Consider the following 25,425-nt stretch of genomic DNA (forward strand, 5'->3'; position numbering starts at 1 on the left):
GCGGCCCCGGCGATACCTAACCCAGGGCCTTCGCCAGCAACGTGATCGGATGCTCGCAGCGCTTGCTGGTGGACATCTCTATCTGCCACTTGCAGGTTTCGCAGTCGGTCACCACGATATCCGCGCCGCTCTCCTCAATCTGGCGGAACAGCGGCGCGCCAATTGCCTGTGATGTTTCGTAATTTTCACGCTTAAAGCCGTAGGTCCCCGCAATGCCGCAGCAGCGCGAATCCAGCACCGTCAGCTCCAGCCCCGGAATTAACCGCAACAGTTCCAGCGTGTAAAGCGCCCAGCCCATTTTTTCCATATGGCACGGCGTGTGGTAGACCACTTTCAGGGGTAAATTTTTCAGCGGTAGCGTCTGCCCGCTGTCCAGCTTGCGCCACAGGAAACGGGTTGCCAGCTCGATATGTTCGCGCAGGCCGGTATTGTCCACGTCCAGCAGGTGCGGATACTCATCGCGCAGCGTGAAGGTACAGGTCGAGGAAGTGGCCAGCACCGGAATGCCTTGATCGACGATGGCCTCGCGCAGCGACGAGACGTTGCTTCTGGCCTGTTTGCGCGCTTTATCGGTAAACCCGTTGGCGATCAGCGGCACGCCGCAGCATTTCTCCTTGTTCAGTAACTGCACGCCTGTACCCATGGCGTTCAGCACTTTCAGCAGATCTTTACCCAGTTGCGGATGGTTGTAATTCACGTAGCAGCCATGGAAGAACGCGACCTGGTCGGCATACCGCGCCTGGTCTGCCGCTACGGATTTGTACCAGCGGCGGAAAGTGCCGTGGGAATATTTGGGCAAACTGCGGTGATGGTCGATCTTAAGCGTGGCATCCAGCAGCTGGCGCACCGGTTTCAGCGAGGTCGCGGCGTTCACCAGCGGGGCAAACGGCGTGGAGACGCTGCCCATCAGATCGGTATGGCTAAGAATGGCATCGCGCAGCGACGGTTTTTGCGTGCTATAGCGTGCCCGGGCGCGCTGAATAATGTCGCCGATTTTCACGTCCGACGGACAGGCGACTTCACAACGTTTGCAGTTGATGCAGTATTTCAGCGCGTCATCGTACAGCGCGCCGTCCTTCAGACGCAGGCGCTCGCCGTCCGGCCCGGCCTGTTTCGGCCCAGGATAGCGCGGGTTAACGCCGCTGACCGGGCAGACGGTGGTGCAGACCGTGCATTTGATGCAGCTTTCAAAGCGGGTATCGTTCATTGTTCAGCCTCCGTGCGCTGGCAAATCTGCTCTGCCACATAGAGCGCCGTTATGGCGCAGACGCCGCCGCCGCAGCCCTGGGCGATAGGATCGTATCCGCCCAAAAGCGAGCCGATGGCGTAGAGATTCGGTACTGACTTTCCTGAAAGTTGCGGATGCAGCTGGTTATCCACGATTACGCCGAACTGCTGCCACGGCTGCGGGGTAAAGAAATCGCTCTGATACCAGTCCGCGCGAGAGGCGCTCTGGCGGACGTCCAGCCCCATAATCGCCTCGCGAATGCCGTCCCGGCTGCTCAGCAGACCGTTGCTGAAGAAACTGCCGCTTGCCAGCACCGCGTAACGCGTACGAAGCGGAATATCGTCGTGGTTGCGGGTCCAGATTTCGCTCACCGAGCCGTCAGTCAGGGTGATTTTTTTCACTTCATCACCCGCCATCCACACGCCTCCCTGGGCCACAAACTGGCGCTGAAGCTGGGTATGCAGGCGAATGCCGGGCACCGACGGAGGAAGCGTTGGCAGCAGGCCGAGCGAGCAGGGCAGGCGGTCGGACAGCCAGCGCCACAGCCGGTTGTCCTGCAAGCCAAAGCAGGCGGGCATAAACAGCGCATCGCATCCCTCTGCAAGCGGTTTGAGCGCCTCATACAGCAGCGGCCATTTCTCTTCGTTATCGAGCAAACGGGCAATATTCACGGCGCGGAACTCGCTGGGGTTGTCGCGCAGGACATCCAGCTCAGGAAGGTCAATCTCTGCCGTTTCAGCGTTGACCCCCTGGCGACTGAGCGAGGCCGCTGCCAGATGGGGCTGAAAATCCAGAAAACCGCTAATGCCCACCACCCGCACGCGCGTGGCCTTGAACGGGGCAACGGGCACCTCCTCCGGGCTGAGCCAGGCGGAACGCAGGGTGCCAAGCGGCGTGACGCGCGCGTGATTTTGCCTGGCACTCCCCTGCATACGTGCGCCGCAATCAGCCAGCAGCGCTTCGGTTTCCAGGGCAAAGCGGTCAATGTGCTGCGCGCCAGTCAGGTGATAAGGATGCTCTGCCGGCAGTTTTTCGCGGTACGTTTCGTCCACCAGATCCAGCGAGCCCGACGAGAAGTGCAGGGCGCTCTGGCCCCGGGTGATAATGGCGCAGCGCAGTCCCTGCTTCGTGAGTTTGATGCCACAGAGCAGACCCGCCAGCCCGCCGCCGACGATCACCGTATCAAATTTCATCGCGTTGCTCCTTCTCAAGACCGCAAAGCCCCTGGTACACCCAGCGGGTAAATTCGCTTTCACGCAGGGCATCGCCCCAGGCGACAGGCTGAATGCCTTTCCAGCGCTCGTTCAGAAAATCGCTGAGCTGATCGAGCGACTGGGTGGCGGTGGTGGTATGAAAACGCTGCAGCAGCCCGGCGGCACGGCAGGCACACAGCTCCCCCTGACAGGTGCCCATCCCGACGCGGGTGCGGCGGCGGAGATCGAGCAGGCTATTCACCGTCAGATTCTCCACCGCGTATTGCACTTCCCCGGCGGTAACGGCCTCGCACTCGCATACCAGACTGCGGCTCAGCCGCCCTTCACCCAGCCAGACCGGTGTTCTGTCGCCATGGCGATAGACAGCCGAACCACGCAGGGGGGCAGGCAGGGAGATAATTTTTTGCAGTGTTTTCTCGGTGGACTGGCGCGAGCCGGGCAGGGGCTGTTCTGCGGTCACGCACGGTTCGTTATTGCCCAGTTTGCGGCAGACAGCATCCGTCGCCCATTCGGCCATCAGGCGGTAGGTCATCAATTTACCGCCGGTGATGGTGATGAAGCCGTCCAGCCCGTCGCGCGCGGCATGGTCAAGCAGCACAATGCCGCGGCTGACATTGCGTCCGCTTGGGTCGTTATCGCTGGCAACAAGCGGACGCACACCCGCGTAGGCCCGCAGGATGCGAGTCTGGGCCATCACCGGCGCCAGTTTTTCCCCTTCGCGCAGCAGGATGTCGACCTCTTCTGAGGTGACCCGATTGTAGTCAATCTCGCTGTAGTCAACGTGGGTGGAGGTGGTCCCGATTAACGAAATGGTATCGCCGGGTACAAGGATGTCTGCGTCAGACGGTTTACGGCAGCGGTTGATGACATGGTTATTAATGCGGTGGTCGAGGATCAGCAGCGAGCCTTTGGCCGGGAACATGCGCACAGATAAATCGGCGTATCCTGCGATGTGTTGCCCCCAGATCCCCGCCGCGTTGACCACCACGGCGGCATACAGCTCGCTGTGTTCGTTGTACTGCGTATCCAGGACCCGCACGCCCACGATGCGATGCCCCTCACGGATAAGCCCGGTGACCTGATTGCCGGTCAGGATCCGCGCGCTGTGCTCGCGGGCGTCCAGCATGTTGGCCGCCGTCAGACGAAACGGATCCACGGTACCATCCGGGACTTTTACTGCACCCGTCAGTGCCGGATTAACCGAAGGTTCGATGCGGCGTGCAAGGGCCGGGTCAATGGCTTGTGCCTGAATTCCCGCGGCCTGGCAGGCGGTAATGAAAGTTGACTGAAAGGCGAGATCGTCTTCGGGAAGCGTAATAAACAGGCCGTCGGTCGGTTCAATGCAGTGGCGGGCGATACGTCGCAGGATCTGATTTTCGGCGATACATTCGCGTGCCGATTCGCCGTCGGTAACGGCGTAGCGGGCGCCGCTGTGCAGCAGGCCATGATTGCGTCCGGTAGCGCCGGTCGCAATATCATGGCGCTCCAGGAGCGTGACGCTCAGCCCTCTGAGCGCACAGTCGCGTGCGATGCCAGCGCCGGTCGCGCCCCCGCCAATGATAATCACATCGCTGTAGCGTGGATCGTGAATTGTCATTGTCATCCCTCTGTGTTCGTTTTTTATCATTTAGCCACATGAAAACTGTGGTTTGTTTGATTTCGAACACAAACGAGCGAAATTCGAAAGTGAAACGTGATTCCATGCGCTTTTTTGCGCATGTTGTCATATTTCTGTAACAATCTGTGCGTTGATTCACAGTAACAATCACCGTGATTTCTTAACATCCCCGCCTTGCTGGAGTTTGGGGCAGTTAAACCCCTGTAAATTCAATACATGGCCACGGAGGCTGTCATGCTCAGTATCTTTAAACCTGCGCCGCACCGGGCGCGTCTGCCTGAGGCAGAAATAGATCCGCTTTACCGCCGCCTGCGCTGGCAAATCTTCCTGGGGATCTTCTTCGGGTATGCGGCGTATTACCTTGTGCGTAAAAACTTTGCCCTCGCCATGCCTTATCTGGTTGAGCAGGGCTTTTCGCGTGGCGATCTCGGGTTCGCGCTGTCGGGGATCTCCATCGCCTACGGTTTTTCGAAATTCATCATGGGATCGGTGTCGGATCGCTCGAATCCGCGCGTGTTCCTGCCAGCCGGTCTGATCCTGGCGGCGGCGGTGATGCTGTTTATGGGCTTTGTGCCATGGGCAACGTCCAGCATCGCCATTATGTTTGTGCTGCTGTTCCTGTGCGGCTGGTTCCAGGGGATGGGATGGCCGCCATGCGGGCGTACCATGGTGCACTGGTGGTCGCAAAAGGAGCGTGGCGGCATCGTGTCGGTGTGGAACTGCGCGCATAACGTGGGTGGCGGCATTCCGCCTCTGCTGTTCCTGCTGGGGATGGCCTGGTTCAACGACTGGCACGCTGCGCTCTATATGCCTGCCTTTGGCGCCATTCTGGTAGCGATTATCGCCTTTGCGCTGATGCGTGATACACCGCAGTCCTGCGGCCTGCCGCCGATTGAGGAGTACAAAAACGACTATCCGGATGATTACAGCGAGAAGCACGAAGAAGAGCTGACGGCAAAGCAGATCTTCATGAAGTACGTGTTGCCGAACAAACTGCTGTGGTACATCGCGGTTGCGAACGTGTTTGTTTACCTGCTGCGTTACGGCATCCTCGACTGGTCACCGACCTACCTGAAAGAGGTGAAGCATTTCGCGCTGGATAAATCCTCCTGGGCCTACTTCCTGTACGAATACGCGGGGATCCCGGGGACGCTGATTTGCGGCTGGATGTCGGACAAAGTATTTAAGGGCAACCGTGGCGCAACGGGCGTCTTCTTTATGACGCTCGTGACCATTGCCACCGTCGTCTACTGGCTCAACCCGCCGGGTAACCCGGGCGTGGATATGACCTGTATGATCGTCATCGGCTTCCTGATTTATGGTCCTGTTATGTTGATCGGTCTGCATGCGCTGGAACTGGCACCGAAAAAAGCAGCCGGTACGGCGGCAGGCTTTACCGGTCTGTTCGGCTACCTGGGCGGTTCGGTCGCGGCGAGCGCCATCGTGGGCTATACCGTTGACTTCTTCGGCTGGGACGGCGGCTTTATGGTGATGATCGGCGGCAGCGTGCTGGCGGTACTGCTGCTGATTGTTGTGATGATCGGTGAAAAACGTCACCACGCGGACGTGCTGGCGCGTCGTCAATAAGGAGCATTGCCATGAAATTAACTCAATTAGCGACCGGTCTGCTGCTGGCGGGCCTGATGACCGGCTCCGCACTGGCGGCGGATAAAATCGTTATTGCCCATCGCGGCGCAAGCGGCTATCTGCCGGAGCATACGCTGCCGGCGAAAGCGATGGCCTACGCGCAGGGGGCCGATTATCTTGAGCAGGATCTGGTGATGACAAAGGACGACCAGCTGGTCGTCCTGCATGACCACTATCTTGATCGCGTGACCGATGTGGCGGAGCGTTTCCCGGACCGCGCCCGTAAAGATGGTCGTTTTTACGCCATCGATTTTACTCTGGATGAAATCCGTTCTCTGAAGTTTACCGAAGGCTTCGAGATTGAAAACGGCAAGAAGGTGCAGGTTTATCCGGGACGTTTCCCGATGGGTAAATCTGACTTCCGTATCCATACCTTCCAGGAAGAGATTGAGTTTGTTCAGGGGCTGAACCACTCAACGGGCAAAAATATCGGTATCTATCCGGAAATTAAAGCCCCGTGGTTCCATCACCAGGAAGGGAAGGATATTGCCGCGAAGACGCTGGAGGTGCTGAAGCAGTACGGCTACACCAGCAAGAAGGACAAAGTTTATCTCCAGTGTTTTGACGCCGCGGAACTGAAGCGCATCAAAAGCGAGCTGGAGCCAAAGATGGGGATGGATCTCAATCTGGTCCAGCTGATTGCCTATACCGACTGGAACGAAACCCAGGAGAAGCAGGCAGACGGCAAGTGGGTAAACTACAACTACGACTGGATGTTCAAACCGGGTGCCATGAAGCAGATCGCGCAGTACGCCGACGGGATCGGGCCGGATTACCACATGCTGGTGGCGGAAGGTTCAACCCCGGGCCACGTGAAGCTGACGGCGATGGTAAAAGAGGCACACGCCAGCAAGATGCAGGTGCATCCGTATACGGTGCGCTCAGACCAGTTACCGCCGTACGCCACGGACGTGAATCAGCTTTACGAGGTGTTGTATAAGCAGGCGGACGTAGACGGGTTGTTTACGGATTTCCCGGATAAAGCAGTTTCATTCCTGCATAACAAGTAATACAAGGGGCCGTAAGGCCCTTTTTTATTCGGGCAGTAGGCCGGCCAGCCTTAGCTTTTTTTCCCATTCTGGCTCTGGCCCTAGCTGTTCTGCGACCAGGTTGACCAGCGCCTGGATCACTGGCGAGGCGCGACGCGTCTGGCGATACAGGGCCACAATGTTGCCACCATCCGGTTGCCAGCCGGGTAAAATAATATTCAGTTCTCCGCGCAATATCGCATCAGCACCTAAAAATAACGGCATGACCACAATCCCAAGCCCTACTTTGGCGGCTTCCAGCAGGCTGAAAGCATTATCCGAACGCAGACGATTTCTGACGCGCCAGTTCTGGCGCTGCCCGTTATGCAGTAGCTGCCAGCAACCGCCTGGCGCACGGTGGGTATATAACAGTCCGTCATGCTGCTCCAGCTCAACGGGGTGCATAGGCGTGCCCCGTTGCACCAGATAGTCCGGGCTCGCGCACAGCCAGGTCAGATTGCGCGCCAGCGTGCGGGCGATGAGCGTAGAGTCCGGGACGAGACCGAGGCGGATGGCGATATCAAAGTCGGGCTGATGCATATTAATCTGCCGATCTTCTGTCGAGATATCGAGAGACAGTCCCGGATGAGCGCCAATAAATCCGGCCAGGATCGTCGACAGATGGGTGGTCATAAAGGTATGCGAGGTGGCGATACGCAGCTCGCCATGAAGCTCGCTGCGTGAGGGTGCCACGGCTTCTTCCGCCTGTGTGACTTCGTCAAGGATACGCACGCACTCCTGATAAAAAAGCAGACCCGCTTCCGTCAGGCTAAGGCGGGGCCCACGCTCCAGCAAGCTTGCGCCAAGCCGTTTCTCCAGCATCTTCACGCGCTGGCTGACCACCGATTTTGATGTTCCCAGCTTTGCCGCCGCGCCAACAAAGCTTTGCGACTCAACAACCGAAACAAACGTGCTCATCTCCACGAACTTGTTCACACAGGCGCTCCTTTATGGCTTATTCGGTTTACTATGCGCCGTTCAGGGAGCCGGAAAAACGGCTGGCGAGATATTCTGCCGCCATGATCACATCCGGGTTAGTCGCCTGAGAGGGAACGTCCGGGAACAGCGAGGCATCGACGACAAACAGCCCGTTAATGCCGAAGACGTTGCCGCATGCGTCCACGACTGCTGCCGGATCGCTTTCTTTACCCATCGGTGCTGTCGCGCTGAGGTGTAGATTACTTTTCACCGTCGCACGCTGCTCCTCTGTTATCTGCTGGTCTGTTTTGGCGAGTTTACCGCCTTTAACTGCCGGGACTTCGCCAGTAACCAGTGCCTGCAATGGACCTTCCTGCACCAGTGCCCGGGACAACTTCACCGCTTCGACCATCCGTATGACGTCGCGCTCGTCGCCCAGCAGATTGAGATCGATAGTGGGGGCGAGCAGCGGATTGCGGCTCGTCAGTGTCAGACGCCCACGGGCACAGGGGCGAGCCACGGTGAAAAAGAGCTGGAAACCCGCCCCGTGTGGAAACAGTCCCGGATCGACGAAGTGATTATTGCTGATATACAGATCCAGTTCGTCGGCTGCGGCCAGCGAAGATTGCGTCCAGAGCGTTGCACCTATTGGGGGATAGCTGGCATGTTCTGCAGAGGTCGCCAGCATGATCCCGTTCACGGGTTGTTCCTGCAAATTGCGGCCAACGGGGAGATCCTGTTTTAGCGGGATTTCCAGACGTCGTAAATCGTCAGCAGGACCAATGCCGGAGCGTAACAGAATGGCTGGCGTACCGGCCGCACCGGCACAAAGGAACACGCAGTCGGCAGCGATCCGTGTCCCATCCGCAAGCTGTATGCCGTTAACCCGCGAATTGTCTATCAGCGCTTTATCCACAACCGTCATGCCGACAATTGACAGATTCTTGCGCGCCCGAACCTCCTCCGTCAGGTAGACCATGCCAGTGTTTTGCCGGATGCCGTTGACAACATTCAGTGGATAGATGGCGACGCCGTGTTGTTGTTCGCCGTTAATATCGTCAATGGCGGCAAAGCCGTGAGCGCGACAGGCGTGATAAAACGCCTGACTTGCCGGACTGAGTGTCTCCAGCGCAGGTAATCGCACCGGAACGGGGCCGTGGCGGCCATGCCAGCGATCGTCGCCATAGTCGGCATTTTCAAGCCGTTTGAACCACGGTAAGACCTTATCAAACGACCAGTCGCTCAGGCCGCGCTTTACCCAGCGGTCAAAATCGGATTTAGGGGCGCGAACAAACGCGCCTGCGTTGATCGTGGAGCCGCCACCGAGCACTTTGGCCCGCAGATGACCAGAGGTATGATCGGTTCCCGTTGCCGCGCCGTGTTCCCAGACGTAATCACCGCCGCCAACAGAGTGGCTTTGCGCCAGTTCGTCCGGCCAGCCATCGGGGGCAAAGACGGGGCCGCCCTCCAGCAGCAATACCTGGCAGTCAGGGTTCTCGCTAAGACGTGCGGCGAGAACCGCACCCGCTGAACCACCGCCTGCGACTATGACGTCGTACGATTGTTTCATTATCCGGGCACTGTTTTCCGGCTTGATGGATACCATTTTTCCTCTCCTCATGAATATCGTTACGCAGCGCATCAGCCAGTTTTTCTGCCATCATGATGATGGTCGGATTGAGGTTGATGAGCGGGATTTCGGGCAGGATCGATGCGTCGATGACCCGTAAGTCATGCAGACCATAGAGGCACCCGTTTTCATCCACCACGGCATAGGGGTCATCAGGGGGCCCCATCGGTGCGGTGGAGCAGGGGTGCTGGAGGGTGCTAACCCCCTGCGCCAGAGCCTGGCGAATGTCAGATTCATCATCCCCGACCGAGGCTCCGGGGCTGATTTCGTACTCAATGAGCTGGCGCAGCGGCGGCATATCCGCCAGCAGGCGTGCCAGCCGAAAACACTCGACCATCCGGCGCATGTCATCTTCTGTCGTCAGGTGATTAAGCGCTATTTCCGGTGCATCGTGAGGGTCACGGCTCTTCAGGCGGATGTAGCCTGTGGAGCTGCAATGCATGAGTTCCAGCCCGAGGGAGAAGGCGACGCCGGTTGGGCTGAGGTCTGCAGGTAACAGATGCGAAGGGGAAATGGCAATGTCCATTTCGCGGGCTGATTTGGCAAAGCTTGAATTCGTCCAGATCTGGGCGGCGACAACCGGATGCTCGTGGCCCTTAAGTTCGGCTTTTCCGGCGAAGTTGATCCAGTAGAAGGCGTGATCCCGCAGACGCTCACCCACCGGGGCCTCTTTCACGACGGGGATCGACAGCGATTCCAGATGGTGGCGTGGGCCGATGCCAGAGCGCAGCAATATCGCGGCGGAACCATAGGCGCCGGCGCTGAGGATCGTCTGGCGGGCAAAGCACTGTTCCCCGTCGGCAAGCTGCACGCCTTTGACCCGGTTCTCCTCAACGATCAGCTTGTCCGTGAGCGCCCCATACACGATGGTCAGGTTCGGGCGCTGGCGCACCTTGCGGGTAAGCCATGCCATTCCGGTATTCACCCGAACGCCGTTAATGATATTCATCGGATTGGGCCCGGCGCCGTTGTTGGCTTCTGGGTGGTTAAAGTCTTCAACCCGCGCAAAACCCAGCTGCCACGCCGCTTCCAGGGTGGCCCGCTGAACTGGGGTGATCTCCTCTAACGTCATCTGATGGATCGGAAGTGGACCTTCACGACCGTGATATTTATCCTCACCCAAAGGGTAGGTTTCCATCTTTTTGTAGTAGGGCAGCACATCCTCATATTTCCAGCCCTTAAGCCCTTTTGCCGTGATGCGTTCGAAATCCCAGGGGAGCGCCCGGCAGGCGACGGCAGCGTTAATGGCTGAACTTCCGCCGAGGGTTTTGCCGCGCGGAGTATAGACAGGATCGGGCTGGCTGACCGGGCTGGCGTAATAGCCCCATTCATATCGCTGATCGCCATTCGCCGCGATAATATTGCCGCTGTAAAGCAGTTCCGGATAGCCATCGGGATCAAAAGACGGACCATATTCCAGCAGCAGAACACGTGTCTGCTCATCTTCGCTAAGACGTGCTGCCAGCACTGCCCCGGCAGAGCCCGCGCCAACGATAATAATATCGTAGGGCATCTGCTCAGGGGATGTGGTCATGAACTGTTCTAAGGATAAAACGGACATTGCTGATGGCCTCCTCAGGTGGATATACCGTTAGAGTAAGCGGCATGAGGAGGGGTGAACAGCTGAGGAAAGGCGAATCACGGGTTCGTAAATCACGAACCCGAAAGGAGGGGTTGGCGCTATATTTCTATTTCAATATCACCTTTTGCCCGGCAGCAGCAGGGCAAAATTTCCCCTTCATTGATAAAGGCCAGCGGTTCGGTCAGCCAGTCCACCTGGCCGGTGACCAGGCGGCAGCGGCAGGAGCCGCAATAGCCTTCACGACACTGATACTCTACCGTCACCTGATTCGCCTCAAGGGCTGCCAGCAGGGAAGTGTGCTCTTCCTGGCACAGCACTTCTGTGCCCGAAAGACTCAGCGTTACGCGCGTCATCAGAGCTGGAAATTGCTCAGGTCGTCAGTGTTGACTTCAGAATCAATCTGACCGACCAGGTAAGAACTGACTTCCACTTCTTGTGGCGCCACCTGCACGTTATCGGACACCAGCCAGGTGTTGATCCACGGGATCGGGTTGGAGCGCGTCTGGAATGGCAGATCGAGACCGACCGCCTGCATACGGATGTTGGTGATGTACTCAACGTACTGGCACAGAATGTCTTTGTTCAGGCCAATCATGGAGCCGTCGCGGAACAGGTAGTCTGCCCACTCTTTCTCCTGCTGTGCGGCCAGCACGAACAGGTCGTAGCACTCCTGCTTGCACTCTTCAGCGATTTCCGCCATCTCCGGGTCGTCTGCACCGCTGCGCAACAGGTTCAGCATGTGCTGGGTGCCGGTCAGGTGCAGGGCTTCGTCACGGGCGATCAGACGGATGATTTTGGCGTTACCTTCCATCAGCTTGCGCTCGGCAAACGCAAAGGAGCAGGCAAAGCTCACGTAGAAGCGGATGGCTTCCAGGGCGTTAACGCTCATCAGGCACAGGTACAGCTGCTTTTTCAGCGCGCGCAGATTCACGGTGGCGGTTTTGCCGTTCACGTTGTGGGTCCCTTCGCCCAGCAGGTGCCAGTAGCTGGTCATCTCGATCAGCTCGTCGTAGTAGTGGGCAATCCCTTCCGCGCGTTTCTGAATCTGCTCGTTGGTGACGATATCGTCAAACACCACCGCCGGATCGTTAACGATGTTGCGGATAATGTGGGTGTAAGAGCGGGAGTGGATCGTCTCCGAGAACGCCCAGGTTTCCACCCAGGTTTCCAGTTCCGGAATGGAGATCAGCGGCAGCAGGGCAACGTTCGGGCTGCGGCCCTGAATGGAGTCCAGCAGCGTCTGGTACTTCAGGTTGCTGATGAAAATGTGTTTTTCATGCTCCGGCAACGCCTGGAAATCGATACGATCGCGGGAAACGTCAACTTCCTCCGGACGCCAGAAGAAGGAGAGTTGCTTTTCAATCAGCTTTTCGAAAATGTCATATTTTTGCTGATCGTAGCGTGCCACATTGACCGGCTGGCCGAAGAACATCGGCTCTTTGAGCTGGTCGTTTTTCGTCTGTGAAAAGGTGGTATATGCCATGAGTGTGTCCTGTGGTGTTATTTTCCCCTCATCCCGGCCCTCTCCCACAGGGAGAGGGGGAAAGAGTTCCCTCTCCCTGTGGGAGAGGGTTAGGGTGAGGGGATTTATTAGATCTTACATGCGCCGCTTTCGCAGCCATCATCCTGAATTGACGGTGCCAGATCGTCCTGCGCGTCTTCTGCACCATCACGGGTGTTGTGATAATACAGGGTTTTCACGCCAAATTTGTACGCGGTGAGCAGGTCTTTCAGCAGTTGCTGCATTGGCACTTTACCAGACGGGAAACGCGTCGGGTCGTAGTTGGTATTGGCAGAGATCGACTGATCGATGAATTTCTGCATGATACCCACCAGCTGCAGATAGCCGTCATTGTTTGGCATTTCCCACAGCAGCTCGTAGTTGTCTTTCAGCAGTTCGTAATCCGGCACCACCTGGCGCAGGATACCGTCTTTCGACGCTTTAATGCTGACGTGACCGCGCGGCGGCTCGATACCGTTGGTGGCGTTAGAGATCTGCGAAGAGGTCTCAGACGGCATCAGGGCAGAGAGCGTGGAGTTGCGCAGGCCGTGAGTCTTAATGGACTCGCGCAGTGCTTCCCAGTCCAGATGCAGCGGCGCGTTTGCAATCGCATCCAGGTCTTTCTTGTAGGTGTCGATTGGCAGAATGCCTTTCGCATAGGTGGTTTCGTTAAACCACGGGCATGCGCCTTGCTCTTTCGCCAGCTCGTTAGACGCTTTCAGCAGGTAATACTGGATCGCTTCGAACGTTTCGTGGGTCAGGTTGTTCGCACTGCCGTCTGAGTAACGCTTACCGTGTTTCGCCAGCCAGTAGGCGAAGTTGATGACGCCGATACCCAGCGTACGACGGCCCATAGCGCCGCGTTTCGCCGCCGGGATTGGATAATCCTGGTAGTCCAGCAGGGCGTCGAGCGCACGGACGGCCAGCACTGCCAGCTCTTCCAGCTCGTCCAGGCTCTTAATCGCGCCCAGGTTGAACGCAGACAGCGTACACAGCGCAATTTCGCCGTTTTCGTCGTTCACGTCTTCCAGCGGTTTGGTCGGCAGGGCGATCTCCAGGCACAGGTTAGACTGGCGCACTGGCGCAACAACCGGATCAAACGGGCTGTGGGTGTTGCAGTGGTCAACGTTCTGGATGTAGATACGGCCGGTAGAGGCACGTTCCTGCATCATCAGAGAGAACAGATCGACCGCCTTCACGCGCTGTTTACGGATGCTGTCGTCTTGTTCGTATTTGGTGTACAGACGTTCGAATTCGTCCTGATCGGCGAAGAACGCGTCATACAGGCCCGGGACATCGGACGGGCTGAACAGGGTAATGTCTTCACCTTTCAGCAGACGGGTGTACATCAGTTTGTTGATCTGGACGCCGTAGTCCATGTGACGCACGCGGTTACCTTCAACACCACGGTTGTTTTTCAGTACCAGCAGGCTTTCGACTTCCAGGTGCCACATTGGATAGAACAGGGTTGCCGCACCACCGCGCACGCCGCCCTGAGAGCAAGATTTTACTGCGGTCTGGAAGTGCTTGTAGAACGGGATACAACCGGTATGGAACGCTTCACCGCCGCGAATTGGGCTGCCCAGGGCACGAATGCGACCGGCGTTGATACCGATACCGGCACGCTGGGAGACGTATTTGACAATCGCGCTGGAGGTCGCGTTGATGGAATCCAGGCTGTCACCGCACTCGATCAGTACGCAGGAGCTGAACTGACGGGTTGGGGTACGCACGCCAGACATAATCGGCGTCGGCAGAGAAATCTTGAACGTAGAGACCGCATCATAGAAACGCTTAACGTATTCCAGACGGGTATCACGCGGGTAGTTTGAGAACAGGCAGGCGGCTACCAGAATATAGAGGAACTGGGCGCTCTCGTAGATTTCGCCCGTGACACGGTTCTGGACCAGGTATTTGCCTTCGAGCTGTTTCACCGCTGCGTAGGAGAAGTTCATATCACGCCAGTGATCGATAAACCCGTTCATCTGCTCGAACTCTTCTTCCGTATAGTCTTCCAGCAGATGCGTGTCGTATTTACCCAGCTCAACCATTTTCACCACGTGGTCGTAAAGCGCAGGCGGCTCGAACTGGCCGTAGGCTTTTTTACGCAGATGGAAAATCGCCAGACGTGCAGCGAGGTACTGATAATCCGGCGCTTCGCGGGAGATCAGATCCGCCGCCGCTTTGATGATGGTTTCGTGGATATCAGACGTTTTGATGCCGTCGTAGAACTGAATATGGGAACGCAGTTCAACCTGGGAGATAGATACGTTGTTCAGGCCTTCTGCTGCCCAGTCGAGAACTCGATGGATTTTGTCCAGATTGATACGCTCGGTAGTACCGTCGCGCTTTGTCACCAGCAGACTCTGATTCATGTGGGTTTTACCTGTCCGTGAAATAAAAAAATATCCCCCGTTTATCCACAGATCCGCCTTGTGACTAACTCTGTGGATAAATACTACATATAGGGGGTTTGCGATAAGAGAAACGCTATATGGTGAGTATTCTAGTAAGGATTCTTTTCAGTACAAGGGTTGATTTTGACGTTAAATTGAGGTTGTGAAAGGGTAAAAAAGGCTAAGTCCTCATGCTGTAAGGCCTGGAAGAGATGTCAATAATTAAGAAAAAAAATTCAAAATTTGATCGAGTGCTGATTTCTTCAACGGGAGGTCAGAATTGCGCAACATGATGTCGCGCAATCTTTATAAGAATAATGGATGACGTTAGTCGCTTTTGGCGGTGGTGTGCAACATATAGTTAACATCTACGCCCGGGGCGAGTTTGAATTTATCGGTCAGCGGATTGTAGTGCAGACCGGTGATGTGCTGCTCCTTGAGCCACGTCTGGTCAACCCAGCCCAGTAACTCGGCAGGCTTGATGAATTTCTTCACGTCGTGTGTACCTTTGGGCACCATGCGCAGTACATACTCTGCGCCGACGACGGCCATCAGCCAGGCTTTGCCGTTACGGTTGATGGTCGAGAAGAAGACCTGGCCGCCCGGTTTCACCAGTTTTGCGCAGGCGTTGACGACGGACTGCGGGTCGGGAACGTGCTCCAGCATCTCCATGCAGGTGACCACGTCGTACTGGTGCGCATGTTTTGCCGCGTGTTCCTCAACGGTTTCCTGTACGTACTCCACCTGAATCCCGGACTCCAGGGCATGCAGACGGGCAACCTGCAACGGTTCAAAACCCATATCCAGGCCGGTGACGGTGGCCCCTTCGCGCGCCATGCTCTCTGCCAGGATGCCGCCGCCGCAGCCGACATCGAGCACTTTTTTACCGAACAGACCGCCGGAACGCTCCGCGATATAGCCCAGACGCAGCGGGTTGATGCGATGCAGAGGTTTGAACTCACCTTCGAGATCCCACCAGCGGGACGCCACCGCTTCAAATTTGGCAATCTCTTCGTGGTCTACGTTGTGAGCCACCGGGGATTTTTCGGCATTCATGGGCGCTTTTACTCCTTATTTAGCAAGACGAATGAGTATATCAGGCAATCCCTGTGAATAAAGCGTATAGGTTTACCTGTATCACCGCGGCTGTGTTATAATTTGCGACCTTTGAATCCGGGATACAGTAGAGGGATAGCGGTTAGATGAGCGACCTTGCGAGAGAAATTACACCGGTTAACATCGAGGAAGAGCTGAAGAGCTCCTATCTGGACTATGCGATGTCGGTCATTGTTGGCCGTGCGCTGCCGGACGTCCGCGATGGCCTGAAGCCGGTACACCGTCGCGTACTATACGCCATGAACGTATTGGGCAATGACTGGAATAAAGCCTACAAAAAATCTGCCCGTGTCGTTGGTGACGTAATCGGTAAATACCATCCCCATGGTGATTCCGCGGTGTACGACACCATCGTTCGTATGGCGCAGCCTTTCTCGCTGCGTTACATGCTGGTAGATGGTCAGGGTAACTTTGGTTCTATCGACGGCGACTCCGCCGCGGCAATGCGTTATACGGAAATCCGTCTGGCGAAAATTGCCCATGAGCTGATGGCCGACCTGGAAAAAGAGACGGTTGATTTCGTTGATAACTACGATGGCACGGAAAAAATTCCTGACGTCATGCCAACGAAGATCCCTAACCTGCTGGTGAACGGTTCGTCCGGTATCGCCGTAGGGATGGCGACCAACATTCCGCCGCACAACATCACCGAAGTGATCAACGGCTGCCTGGCCTATATCGACGATGAAGACATCAGCATTGAAGGGCTGATGGAACACATCCCGGGCCCGGACTTCCCGACGGCGGCCATCATCAACGGTCGTCGTGGTATTGAAGAAGCGTACCGCACCGGTCGCGGCAAGATTTACATCCGTGCCCGCGCCGAAGTGGAAGCAGATGCCAAAACCGGCCGTGAAACCATCATTGTTCACGAGATCCCGTATCAGGTGAACAAAGCGCGACTGATTGAAAAAATCGCCGAGCTGGTAAAAGAAAAACGTGTTGAAGGCATCAGCGCGCTGCGCGACGAGTCTGATAAAGACGGTATGCGCATAGTGATTGAAATCAAACGTGACGCGGTGGGCGAGGTTGTGCTGAACAACCTGTACTCCCAGACTCAGCTGCAGGTCTCCTTCGGTATCAACATGGTTGCACTGCACCATGGTCAGCCGAAGATCATGAACCTGAAAGAGATCCTGAGCGCGTTTGTCCGTCACCGCCGCGAAGTGGTGACCCGTCGTACCATTTTCGAACTGCGTAAAGCGCGTGACCGTGCCCACATCCTTGAGGCACTGGCTGTGGCGCTGGCCAACATCGACCCGATCATCGAGCTGATCCGTCGCGCGCCAACCCCGGCGGAAGCGAAAACCGCGCTGATTTCCCGTCCGTGGGATCTGGGCAACGTTGCGGCAATGCTGGAGCGTGCCGGTGATGACGCCGCGCGTCCTGAGTGGCTGGAACCTGAATTCGGCGTGCGTGATGGTCAGTACTACCTGACTGAACAGCAGGCCCAGGCGATTCTGGATCTGCGTCTGCAGAAACTGACCGGCCTTGAGCATGAAAAACTGCTCGACGAATATAAAGAGCTGCTGGAGCAGATCGCTGAACTGCTGCACATTCTGGGCAGCGCAGAGCGCCTGATGGAAGTGATCCGCGAAGAGCTGGAGCTGATCCGCGATCAGTTCGGCGATGAGCGTCGCACCGAAATCACCGCCAACTCCGCAGATATCAACATCGAAGACCTGATCAACCAGGAAGACGTTGTTGTGACCCTGTCTCACCAGGGCTACGTGAAGTATCAGCCGTTAACTGACTACGAAGCACAGCGTCGTGGTGGTAAAGGCAAATCTGCGGCACGTATTAAAGAAGAAGACTTTATCGACCGTCTGCTGGTGGCGAACACCCATGACACCATCCTCTGCTTCTCCAGCCGGGGTCGTCTGTACTGGATGAAGGTCTACCAGTTGCCGGAAGCGAGCCGTGGTGCACGTGGTCGTCCGATCGTTAACCTGCTGCCCCTGGAAGCGAACGAACGTATCACTGCCATTCTGCCGGTACGCGAGTACGAAGAGGGCGTGAACGTCTTTATGGCGACCGCCAGCGGTACCGTGAAGAAAACCGCGCTGACCGAGTTCAGCCGTCCACGTTCTGCCGGTATCATCGCGGTGAACCTGAACGAAGGCGATGAGCTGATTGGCGTCGATCTGACTTCAGGCAAAGATGAAGTCATGCTCTTCTCCGCAGCCGGTAAAGTGGTGCGCTTCAAAGAAGACGCCGTCCGCGCAATGGGTCGTACCGCAACGGGCGTTCGCGGTATCAAACTGGCGGGCGAAGACAGCGTCGTTTCTCTGATTATTCCGCGCGGGGAAGGGGCTATCCTGACCGTGACGCAGAATGGTTACGGTAAACGTACCGCGGAAGGGGAATACCCAACCAAGTCGCGTGGCACGCAGGGCGTTATCTCTATCAAGGTGACCGAGCGCAACGGTTCCGTTGTGGGCGCGGTGCAGGTAGACGATGCCGACCAGATCATGATGATCACCGATGCCGGTACGCTGGTGCGTACCCGCGTGTCGGAGATTAGCGTGGTGGGTCGTAATACCCAGGGCGTTATCCTCATCCGTACGGCGGAAGATGAAAACGTGGTGGGTCTGCAACGTGTTGCTGAGCCAGTGGACGACGAAGAGCTCGACTCCATCGACGGTAGCGTCGCGGAAGGTGATGATGATATCGCACCGGAAGTGGACACCGACGATGATGCAGCGGATGATGCTGACGAGTAATGTCTCCTGACGCATAAAGGGCCGGATTCCGGCCCTTTTCTTTTGCAGATGCAGACAAGTCAACGTTGCGACAAGCCGCGTTTACCGCTACCTTAACCACATTCTTTTTGACCCCGACGGCGGAGCCTCGCCCCTTTGAAATACCTCGTCTCCTTTCGAACCACGCTGAAAGTCTCTCGCTATCTGTTTCGGGCGCTGGCGCTCTTGCTTTGGTTACTGGTGGCCTTGTCCTCGGTGTTTTACATCGTCAACGCGCTGCACCAGAAAGAAGCGGAGATCCGTCAGGAATTTAACCTAAGTTCCGATCAGGCCCAGCGCTATATTCAGCGCACCTCCGACGTGATGAAGGAGCTGAAGTACATTGCCGAAAATCGCCTGACGGCGGAAAACGGTATTCTTGCCATCCGCGGGCGTAATGACAAAACCGAAGTACCGGATTTCGAGCCGCTGTTCCCGGATTCCGACTGCTCCGCCATGAGCAACACCTGGCGCGGTTCCCTGGAATCGCTCTCCTGGTTTATGCGCTACTGGCGCGACAACTTCTCCGCCGCCTATGACCTGAACCGCGTGTTCCTGATTGGCAGCGAAAACCTCTGCATGGCCGACTTTGGCCTGCGCGATGTGCCCGTCGAACGTGATGATGCGCTGAAAAGCCTGCATGAACGCATTTTGAAATACCGCAATGCGCCGCAGGACGAGCGCGGGAATAACATCTTCTGGATAAGCCAGGGGCCGCGCATGGGCGTGGGCTATTTCTATGCGCTGACGCCAGTTTATCTGGGCAATCGCCTGCAGGCGCTACTGGGCATTGAACAGACCATCCGCATGGAAAACTTCTTCACGCCGGGCAGCCTGCCGATGGGAGTGACCATTCTGGATGAGAACGGCCATCCCCTGATTTCACTCACCGGGCCGGATAATCGCCTGAACGTCGATCCGCACTGGATGCAGGAGCGTTCGTGGTTTGGCTATACCTCAGGATTCCGTGAGCTGGTGCTGAAGAAAAGCTTACCGCCATCGTCGCTGAGTATTGTCTATTCCCTGCCGGTGGATATGGTGCTTGAGCGGATCCGTATTCTTATCATGAATGCCATCCTGCTGAACGTGCTGGCCGGTGGCGCGCTGTTTACCCTGGCGCGGATGTATGAGCGGAAGATTTTTATCCCCGCTGAAAGCGATGCCCAGCGTCTGGAGGAACACGAGCAGTTTAACCGTAAGATTGTTGCCTCCGCACCGGTGGGGATCTGTATCCTGCGCACCCAGGACGGCACCAATATCCTCAGTAATGAACTGGCGCATAACTACCTGAACATGCTGACGCACGAGGACCGGCAAAGGCTGACGCAAATTATCTGTGGTCAGCAGGTGAATTTTGTCGACGTGCTGACCAGCACCCACACCAACTTACAAATTAGCTTCGTGCATTCGCGCTATCGCAATGAAAACGTGGCGATTTGCGTGCTGGTGGATGTCTCAGCACGTGTGAAGATGGAAGAGTCTTTGCAGGAGATGGCCCAGGCGGCAGAGCAGGCCAGCCAGTCGAAATCCATGTTCCTTGCCACCGTCAGTCACGAACTGCGTACGCCGCTGTACGGGATTATCGGCAACCTCGATCTGCTGCAAACCAAAGAGCTGCCGAAAGGCGTTGATCGCCTGGTGACGGCGATGAACAACTCTTCAAGCCTGCTGCTGAAAATCATCAGCGACATTCTCGACTTCTCGAAAATTGAGTCCGAGCAGCTGAAAATTGAACCGCGCGAGTTCTCTCCGCGCGAGGTGATGAACCACATCAGCGCCAACTATCTGCCGCTGGTGGTACGTAAACAGCTGGGTCTCTATTGCTTTATTGAGCCAGACGTACCGCTGACGCTGCATGGCGATCCTATGCGTCTGCAGCAGGTCATTTCGAACCTGCTCAGTAACGCCATCAAGTTCACCGACATCGGCTGTATCGTGTTGCATGTGTGCCGGGCAGGGGACTACCTGAGCATTCGTGTGCGAGATACTGGCGTTGGGATCCCGGCGAAGGAAGTGGTTCGTCTGTTTGACCCGTTCTTCCAGGTTGGTACCGGCGTGCAGCGTAACTTCCAGGGGACCGGACTGGGGCTGGCAATTTGTGAGAAGCTCGTCAGCATGATGGACGGCGATATCTCGGTGGATACCGAACCCGGTATGGGTAGCCAGTTCACCATTCGTATTCCGCTCTATTCTGCGCAGTATCCGGCGAAAACGACGGTTGACGGCCTGAGCGATAAGCGCTGCTGGCTGGCGGTGCACAACGCCTCGCTGAATGATTATCTGACGGCACTGCTGAACCACAGCGGCGTGCGGGTTTCCCGTTATGAAGGCCAGACGCCGGACGTGGACGATGTATTGATCACCGATGACACGCTGGCGCAACCGTGGCAGGGAAGGGGCGTGGTGATGTTCTGTCGTCGTCACATCGGTATTCCGGTTGAGCGTGCGCCGGGCGAGTGGGTTCACAGTGTGGCGACGCCACATGAGCTGTTGGGGCTGCTGGCGCGCATCTACAGCGTGCAGCTCGAAGAGAACGATGGCGCGGCGACCCTGCCGTCACCGGAATCGCTGGCGTCGGTGAACGACGATATGATGATTCTGGTCGTGGATGACCATCCGATTAACCGTCGCCTGCTGGCTGACCAGCTGGGCTCGCTGGGTTATCAATGTAAAACCGCTAATGACGGCGTGGATGCGCTGAATGTGCTCAGTAAAAACCATATTGATATCGTTCTCAGCGACGTGAATATGCCCAATATGGACGGCTATCGTCTGACGCAGCGTATCCGCCAGCTTGGTCTGACGTTGCCGGTGGTTGGCGTCACGGCGAATGCGCTGGCGGAAGAGAAACAGCGCTGCCTGGAGTCAGGAATGGACAGCTGTCTGTCGAAACCGGTTACGCTGGACGTACTGAAGCAGACATTGTCGATTTACGCGGATCGGGTGAGAAAAACGCGGACATAAAAAAGGCCCGTAAGGGCCTTTTGCTTTTCACCCTCTCCCCGTGGGAGAGGGACGGGGTGAGGGCATCAGGACGCACACCCGTCCTGGATCAATCCTTATCCGTCGCGCTCAGCGTCACGGAGGAGAGATAGTTCAGCAGCGCGATATCGTTGTCCACGCCCAGTTTCATCATGGCTGATTTCTTCTGGCTACTGATGGTTTTAATACTGCGGTTCAGCTTCTTGGCAATCTCGGTCACGAGGAAACCTTCAGCGAAAAGACGCAGAACTTCGCTCTCTTTTGGCGACAGGGGTTTGTCACCGTAGCCACCTGCACTGATTTTTTCCAGCAGACGAGAGACGCTCTCAGGGGTGAACTTTTTGCCTTTCTGCAGCGCAGCCAGCGCTTTAGGCAGGTCAGTTGGTGCGCCCTGTTTCAGTACAATCCCTTCGATATCCAGATCCAGCACGGCGCTCAGAATCGCCGGGTTGTTATTCATGGTCAGAACAATGATCGAGATGTCCGGGAAGTGACGTTTAATATATTTGATGAGCGTGATCCCATCACCGTATTTGTCTCCAGGCATGGAGAGATCGGTAATGAGCACGTGTGCATCAAGTTTTGGGAGGTTATTGATCAGTGCTGTAGAGTCTTCAAATTCACCGACTACATTCACCCACTCGATCTGTTCAAGTGATTTGCGAATACCGAACAGTACAATCGGATGGTCATCGGCAATAATTACGTTCATATTGTTCATGTATTAGGCTACCTTGCTACAGCAAGCTTTTGACGTAGGCGTCAATGTCGCTGATGTATTTTTCAATGCCAGAGGCATCTTTCTCACGAATTAGATGTTCCAGCGTTTCACATAACTGCTTGCCGGGAACCAGATTAAGCATGGCAAACACCCCTTTAAGCCGGTGTGCTGTCTGCGCCAGCGCTGCAAAATCATTCGCAGCGGACTCAGTATACAACCGCTTAACATCATCTGGTACTGTATCAACAAAGAGTGAATAATATCCGCTGGCGTGAAGCTCGGCATTTTCATTGCCGCCTAACGGGGATTCCGCTGTCTCTTCCTGCGCCAGTTGCTCTTCTATTAGTTGTAGTACAGCTTCCTGCATCGCATTGCTTATATTAAAGTTGACGCGCAGCTGGCCTGGGCCGATTTTTCGCACGCCTGGCTCATCATCGCTTAAAAGCAAGCCGGAGGCAGTAAGATTAGACGGATTATCAGTTAAAAACAGATCAAATTCTTGACTTGAGAGTCTTTCATCCGGCGTGATGCAGGCCGCACCCCAGTTTTCCAGCAGGCGTACCACGATATTGCGGATCTCGTTCGAAGTCACATCCACCATCACAACCACATCGTCCAGCAGGCGTTCTTCATCTTCTTCCTGAGGATTGGCGGCCATTTTTACGTGCAGCGAATAACGGGTGCCAAGTGATTCACGGGCTTTAATGTTCAGATGGCCGCCAAGCTTGCGCGCCAGCTGATCGCACAGCCAGAAGGTCAGGGCATTGGCCTTACCGTAGCGATCGCTTTGGGTATCGTTCAGGAACGGGAAGTGCAGATTATCAATCTCACTGGTTGTAACGCCTTCACCGGTATCGAGGATACGGAACGTCAGACGATCCTCCGCGGACTCGTCGGTATTGACCTCAAGCGTGATTTTGCCAATTTGCGTGGTGGTGACGGCGTACTGAATAATCATCAGCAGAATTCGACGCAGCGCCTCACGATCGCCGTGACGTTCGTCGTTGGCCGGCAGATGGTTGTTGATCAGCAGCTGCAGACCTTTGCGCTTAATCACCGGCAGAACTTCCGGCACCACTTCGTCAATCAGATCCTGAATCGAGAAGAGGGTCGGCGTGCCTTTCCAGAAGTCGTTCTCAAGCATGTTCGCAAGCTGGATCTCATCCACCATCCGCACCAGCGAATCCGCCTGGCTTGCCAGCTGTTGGCTTTCAGGCGTGCTCAACGCCGCCGCCTGCGTCGCCAGCGTTCTTAATGGCTGTTTGAAGGCATCACCAATATTTTGCATAAACGCGGCGCGACCCTGCTGATTTTTCTCATACAGTCTTTGCGCCTGCTTCAGTTTTTTGTTCACCAGTACTTCGCGATCCTGATCGCGAATAATGAAGATCTGCGTGCGGGAGGCGACCTGGCTGCGGAACTGACGGATCTCGTACAGTTCATTATTGATGGTGGCCTGAATCACCCCCTGATGCTGATCCGCCATGGTGGTGATGTTCTGCAGGTTAAGATGCGGCAGCAGATGGTCGGCAATTTTATTGCTCATCACCGTGCGGTTGGCTTCCTGGTCGTGAACCAGCACACCCAGCGGCAGTACTGAGATGATTTCTTCATTCAGGGCACGTAATACGCGCAATTCATTACTGGTTCCGGCCGGGACCGTTGAGGCATCGCTCTGACGCCCGGGCTGGAAACGGAACGTACTGTAGCCAAACAGCGCCAGCGCCAGCAGCCCAATATTCAGCAGCAGCGGTAACAGGATATTTTGCAGGGTGTCGAGCAGCAGCGTGCCAAACGGCACCTGCCATACCAGGCGCATACCGGTTGAGTTCAGCGAAGAGGCAATTTCAATCTTCGAGCCGTTAAAGGAGATAGAAACGCTTTCTGCGGCCTCTTTGTCCGAGGCGGCACGCATTTTCTGGGTACTGCTGTCCGGTTCCAGACGGAAGCTGTCGAGCGGCATATCCGGCGGGATCAGATCGTTAATCGGCAGATCGAACGCCACAACCGTCGCCAGATGTCCTGGCTGGTTAAAGGTGGTGCGCAGGGTAAAGTAATGGCCATTTTGCCAGGCCAGACGGCGCAGGGAAGAGAAACTCTCTCGTTCATCAAGGGCGTTCGCCTGCTGCAGCATTTCTGCCCGGCGGGAATCGACTATGCTGCCCACGGTCGTCTCTTTAAAACCCGAGGAGAGATCTTTAAGCGGCAGGGTCGAAATCAGGATCATGCTGTTATCCTGACCGTTCAGATAGTACATCGACCATGGCACCGTCTCGGCACCCCAGAGGGTATCGAGATAGGTCGAAATACGCTGCGTCATCTCAAGCGTCGCGCTGTCGTGCGAGCCGAAAATAAGCGCTTCCGTTTTGCGCTGCGGCTTTTCCAGGTAGTAAACGTCCTGTTTCAGGCGCGTTTCCTGCAGCCCTTCGCCTGACGATGTCGCCGGGGCGGCCGCGATATTGTCGTAAATCTGCCAGGTGGCGTAGCGCCAGGTGTCAATGCGCTTGTGCACGGCATGCGTGATATCAACGACCTGATAGCTCTTATCCTTCAGCCAGGCGTTCACCGCGCTCTGAACCATAACCCCCATCGTGACCAACAGCACAACGATCAAAAGAAGAAAGAAACGGGTGATGCTCCCGGGGAGAAGGGAGAATTTGCTCGGGGCGGTAGTTTCAGTCTGACTCATTGATATGTTTAACCCGTAATGGCCGTGCTTTATGGCGATAGGGCAGTATAAAGGGTAATAACTGAATTTCCAGCCTCATAGCCTTTGAACACGCGACTTTTTCCTCTGTGAGTACTACTGAATGGTCTGTATTAAATGTGTACATACCCGAGGTGAATGTACAGATTACGCTCGATATCAGACAGAGAATAGCACGAATAAACAAGGAATTATGTTTTGTTGCGTTGCGTTTTATGCGGAAGGGGTTTCAGGCGAATTTAGTTAATAGTCGTTATGATTTCTGTGCGGTAGCACAAAAAAAGAATAATTACGTAAAGAAAGGTAAAAAAAACCGAATGCGAAGCATTCGGTTGAATTAGGGAAGGTGCGAACAAGTTCCTGATATGAGATCATCATATTCATCCGGAGCGCATC

Annotated in this window: 16 protein-coding genes; 4 read left to right on the forward strand and 12 right to left on the reverse strand. The window is 56.0% G+C overall.

From position 1 onward, the window contains the following. Window positions 1-16: 16 nt before the first annotated feature. From glpC to glpA, 3 genes are read right to left on the reverse strand one after another with little or no spacing between them, the layout of a single operon-like run. Entirely contained in the window at window positions 17-1,207 is a 1,191-nt protein-coding gene (gene glpC, locus HX884_RS07160; RefSeq protein ID WP_045903380.1) for an anaerobic glycerol-3-phosphate dehydrogenase subunit GlpC, read from the reverse strand. Beyond that, window positions 1,204-2,421: a glycerol-3-phosphate dehydrogenase subunit GlpB gene (glpB, locus tag HX884_RS07165; RefSeq protein WP_178327913.1), complete on the reverse strand. Its 1,218-nt coding sequence runs from the start codon at window positions 2,419-2,421 to the stop codon at window positions 1,204-1,206. Before glpB ends, glpC begins: the two co-directional genes overlap by 4 nt. After that, complete coding sequence (glpA, locus tag HX884_RS07170; protein ID WP_178327914.1) at window positions 2,411-4,039, reverse strand: anaerobic glycerol-3-phosphate dehydrogenase subunit A; 1,629 nt, start codon at window positions 4,037-4,039, stop codon at window positions 2,411-2,413. Before glpA ends, glpB begins: the two co-directional genes overlap by 11 nt. Before the next feature lie 255 nt (window positions 4,040-4,294). Between glpA and glpT the strand changes: the two genes are divergently transcribed. After that, on the forward strand, window positions 4,295-5,647 hold the full coding sequence (glpT, locus tag HX884_RS07175) for a glycerol-3-phosphate transporter (RefSeq protein ID WP_013098018.1): 1,353 nt from the start codon (window positions 4,295-4,297) through the stop codon (window positions 5,645-5,647). A gap of 11 nt (window positions 5,648-5,658) precedes the next feature. Then, window positions 5,659-6,717, forward strand: coding sequence for a glycerophosphodiester phosphodiesterase (glpQ, locus tag HX884_RS07180; protein ID WP_045292151.1), 1,059 nt, complete (start codon window positions 5,659-5,661; stop codon window positions 6,715-6,717). Between the two features lie 24 nt (window positions 6,718-6,741). On the opposite strand, the gene HX884_RS07185 is transcribed toward glpQ, so the two are convergent. The 7 genes from HX884_RS07185 to ubiG form a co-directional block, all read right to left on the reverse strand. After that, a complete protein-coding gene (locus HX884_RS07185) occupies window positions 6,742-7,671 on the reverse strand; it encodes a LysR family transcriptional regulator (protein WP_178327915.1) in 930 nt (309 codons plus the stop codon). Between the two features lie 31 nt (window positions 7,672-7,702). Then, complete coding sequence (locus tag HX884_RS07190; protein WP_249166271.1) at window positions 7,703-9,223, reverse strand: GMC family oxidoreductase; 1,521 nt, start codon at window positions 9,221-9,223, stop codon at window positions 7,703-7,705. Further along, window positions 9,153-10,844 (reverse strand): GMC family oxidoreductase, encoded by a 1,692-nt coding sequence (locus HX884_RS07195; RefSeq protein ID WP_178327917.1) that lies wholly within the window; start codon window positions 10,842-10,844, stop codon window positions 9,153-9,155. The genes HX884_RS07190 and HX884_RS07195 overlap by 71 nt, the downstream gene beginning before the upstream one ends. 119 nt (window positions 10,845-10,963) lie before the next feature. Then, entirely contained in the window at window positions 10,964-11,218 is a 255-nt protein-coding gene (gene yfaE / locus HX884_RS07200) for a class I ribonucleotide reductase maintenance protein YfaE (RefSeq protein ID WP_178327918.1), read from the reverse strand. Next, window positions 11,218-12,348 carry a class Ia ribonucleoside-diphosphate reductase subunit beta gene (nrdB, locus tag HX884_RS07205; RefSeq protein ID WP_178327919.1) on the reverse strand — a complete coding sequence of 377 codons (1,131 nt, stop codon included), beginning with the start codon at window positions 12,346-12,348 and terminating at the stop codon, window positions 11,218-11,220. Before nrdB ends, yfaE begins: the two co-directional genes overlap by 1 nt. Window positions 12,349-12,455: 107 nt before the next feature. Beyond that, the gene (gene nrdA, locus HX884_RS07210; RefSeq protein WP_178327920.1) at window positions 12,456-14,741 is read right to left on the reverse strand and encodes a class 1a ribonucleoside-diphosphate reductase subunit alpha; all 2,286 of its coding nucleotides are present in this window, start codon (window positions 14,739-14,741) and stop codon (window positions 12,456-12,458) included. A gap of 348 nt (window positions 14,742-15,089) precedes the next feature. Further along, the gene (ubiG, locus tag HX884_RS07215) at window positions 15,090-15,818 is read right to left on the reverse strand and encodes a bifunctional 2-polyprenyl-6-hydroxyphenol methylase/3-demethylubiquinol 3-O-methyltransferase UbiG (protein WP_038983991.1); all 729 of its coding nucleotides are present in this window, start codon (window positions 15,816-15,818) and stop codon (window positions 15,090-15,092) included. Between the two features lie 146 nt (window positions 15,819-15,964). Here ubiG and gyrA point away from each other — a divergent pair, with 146 nt between their 5' ends. Then, window positions 15,965-18,601 (forward strand): DNA topoisomerase (ATP-hydrolyzing) subunit A, encoded by a 2,637-nt coding sequence (gene gyrA, locus HX884_RS07220; protein ID WP_013098009.1) that lies wholly within the window; start codon window positions 15,965-15,967, stop codon window positions 18,599-18,601. A 135-nt stretch (window positions 18,602-18,736) separates the two neighbouring features. Next, the gene (gene rcsC / locus HX884_RS07225; RefSeq protein ID WP_020690666.1) at window positions 18,737-21,583 is read left to right on the forward strand and encodes a two-component system sensor histidine kinase RcsC; all 2,847 of its coding nucleotides are present in this window, start codon (window positions 18,737-18,739) and stop codon (window positions 21,581-21,583) included. Between the two features lie 88 nt (window positions 21,584-21,671). Here the strand turns inward: rcsC and rcsB are convergent, their stop codons facing one another. Together rcsB and rcsD are read right to left on the reverse strand one after the other, a co-directional pair. Then, the gene (rcsB, locus tag HX884_RS07230) at window positions 21,672-22,322 is read right to left on the reverse strand and encodes a response regulator transcription factor RcsB (protein WP_178327921.1); all 651 of its coding nucleotides are present in this window, start codon (window positions 22,320-22,322) and stop codon (window positions 21,672-21,674) included. Between the two features lie 16 nt (window positions 22,323-22,338). Next, on the reverse strand, window positions 22,339-25,011 hold the full coding sequence (gene rcsD / locus HX884_RS07235) for a phosphotransferase RcsD (RefSeq protein WP_178327922.1): 2,673 nt from the start codon (window positions 25,009-25,011) through the stop codon (window positions 22,339-22,341). Between the last annotated feature and the right edge of the window lie 414 nt (window positions 25,012-25,425).

It is taken from the genome of Enterobacter sp. SECR19-1250 (genome assembly GCF_013391025.1).
In the GTDB taxonomy this organism is placed as follows: domain Bacteria; phylum Pseudomonadota; class Gammaproteobacteria; order Enterobacterales; family Enterobacteriaceae; genus Enterobacter; species Enterobacter cloacae.

Coding starts and splice junctions, on each gene's coding strand:
- glpC (WP_045903380.1), bottom strand. CDS start 1,207: ATGAACGATACCCGCTTTGAAAGCTGCATCAAATGCACGGTCTGCACC.
- glpB (WP_178327913.1), bottom strand. CDS start 2,421: ATGAAATTTGATACGGTGATCGTCGGCGGCGGGCTGGCGGGTCTGCTC.
- glpA (WP_178327914.1), bottom strand. CDS start 4,039: ATGACAATTCACGATCCACGCTACAGCGATGTGATTATCATTGGCGGG.
- glpT (WP_013098018.1), top strand. CDS start 4,295: ATGCTCAGTATCTTTAAACCTGCGCCGCACCGGGCGCGTCTGCCTGAG.
- glpQ (WP_045292151.1), top strand. CDS start 5,659: ATGAAATTAACTCAATTAGCGACCGGTCTGCTGCTGGCGGGCCTGATG.
- HX884_RS07190 (WP_249166271.1), bottom strand. CDS start 9,223: ATGAAACAATCGTACGACGTCATAGTCGCAGGCGGTGGTTCAGCGGGT.
- HX884_RS07195 (WP_178327917.1), bottom strand. CDS start 10,844: ATGTCCGTTTTATCCTTAGAACAGTTCATGACCACATCCCCTGAGCAG.
- yfaE (WP_178327918.1), bottom strand. CDS start 11,218: ATGACGCGCGTAACGCTGAGTCTTTCGGGCACAGAAGTGCTGTGCCAG.
- nrdB (WP_178327919.1), bottom strand. CDS start 12,348: ATGGCATATACCACCTTTTCACAGACGAAAAACGACCAGCTCAAAGAG.
- nrdA (WP_178327920.1), bottom strand. CDS start 14,741: ATGAATCAGAGTCTGCTGGTGACAAAGCGCGACGGTACTACCGAGCGT.
- ubiG (WP_038983991.1), bottom strand. CDS start 15,818: ATGAATGCCGAAAAATCCCCGGTGGCTCACAACGTAGACCACGAAGAG.
- gyrA (WP_013098009.1), top strand. CDS start 15,965: ATGAGCGACCTTGCGAGAGAAATTACACCGGTTAACATCGAGGAAGAG.
- rcsB (WP_178327921.1), bottom strand. CDS start 22,322: ATGAACAATATGAACGTAATTATTGCCGATGACCATCCGATTGTACTG.
- rcsD (WP_178327922.1), bottom strand. CDS start 25,011: ATGAGTCAGACTGAAACTACCGCCCCGAGCAAATTCTCCCTTCTCCCC.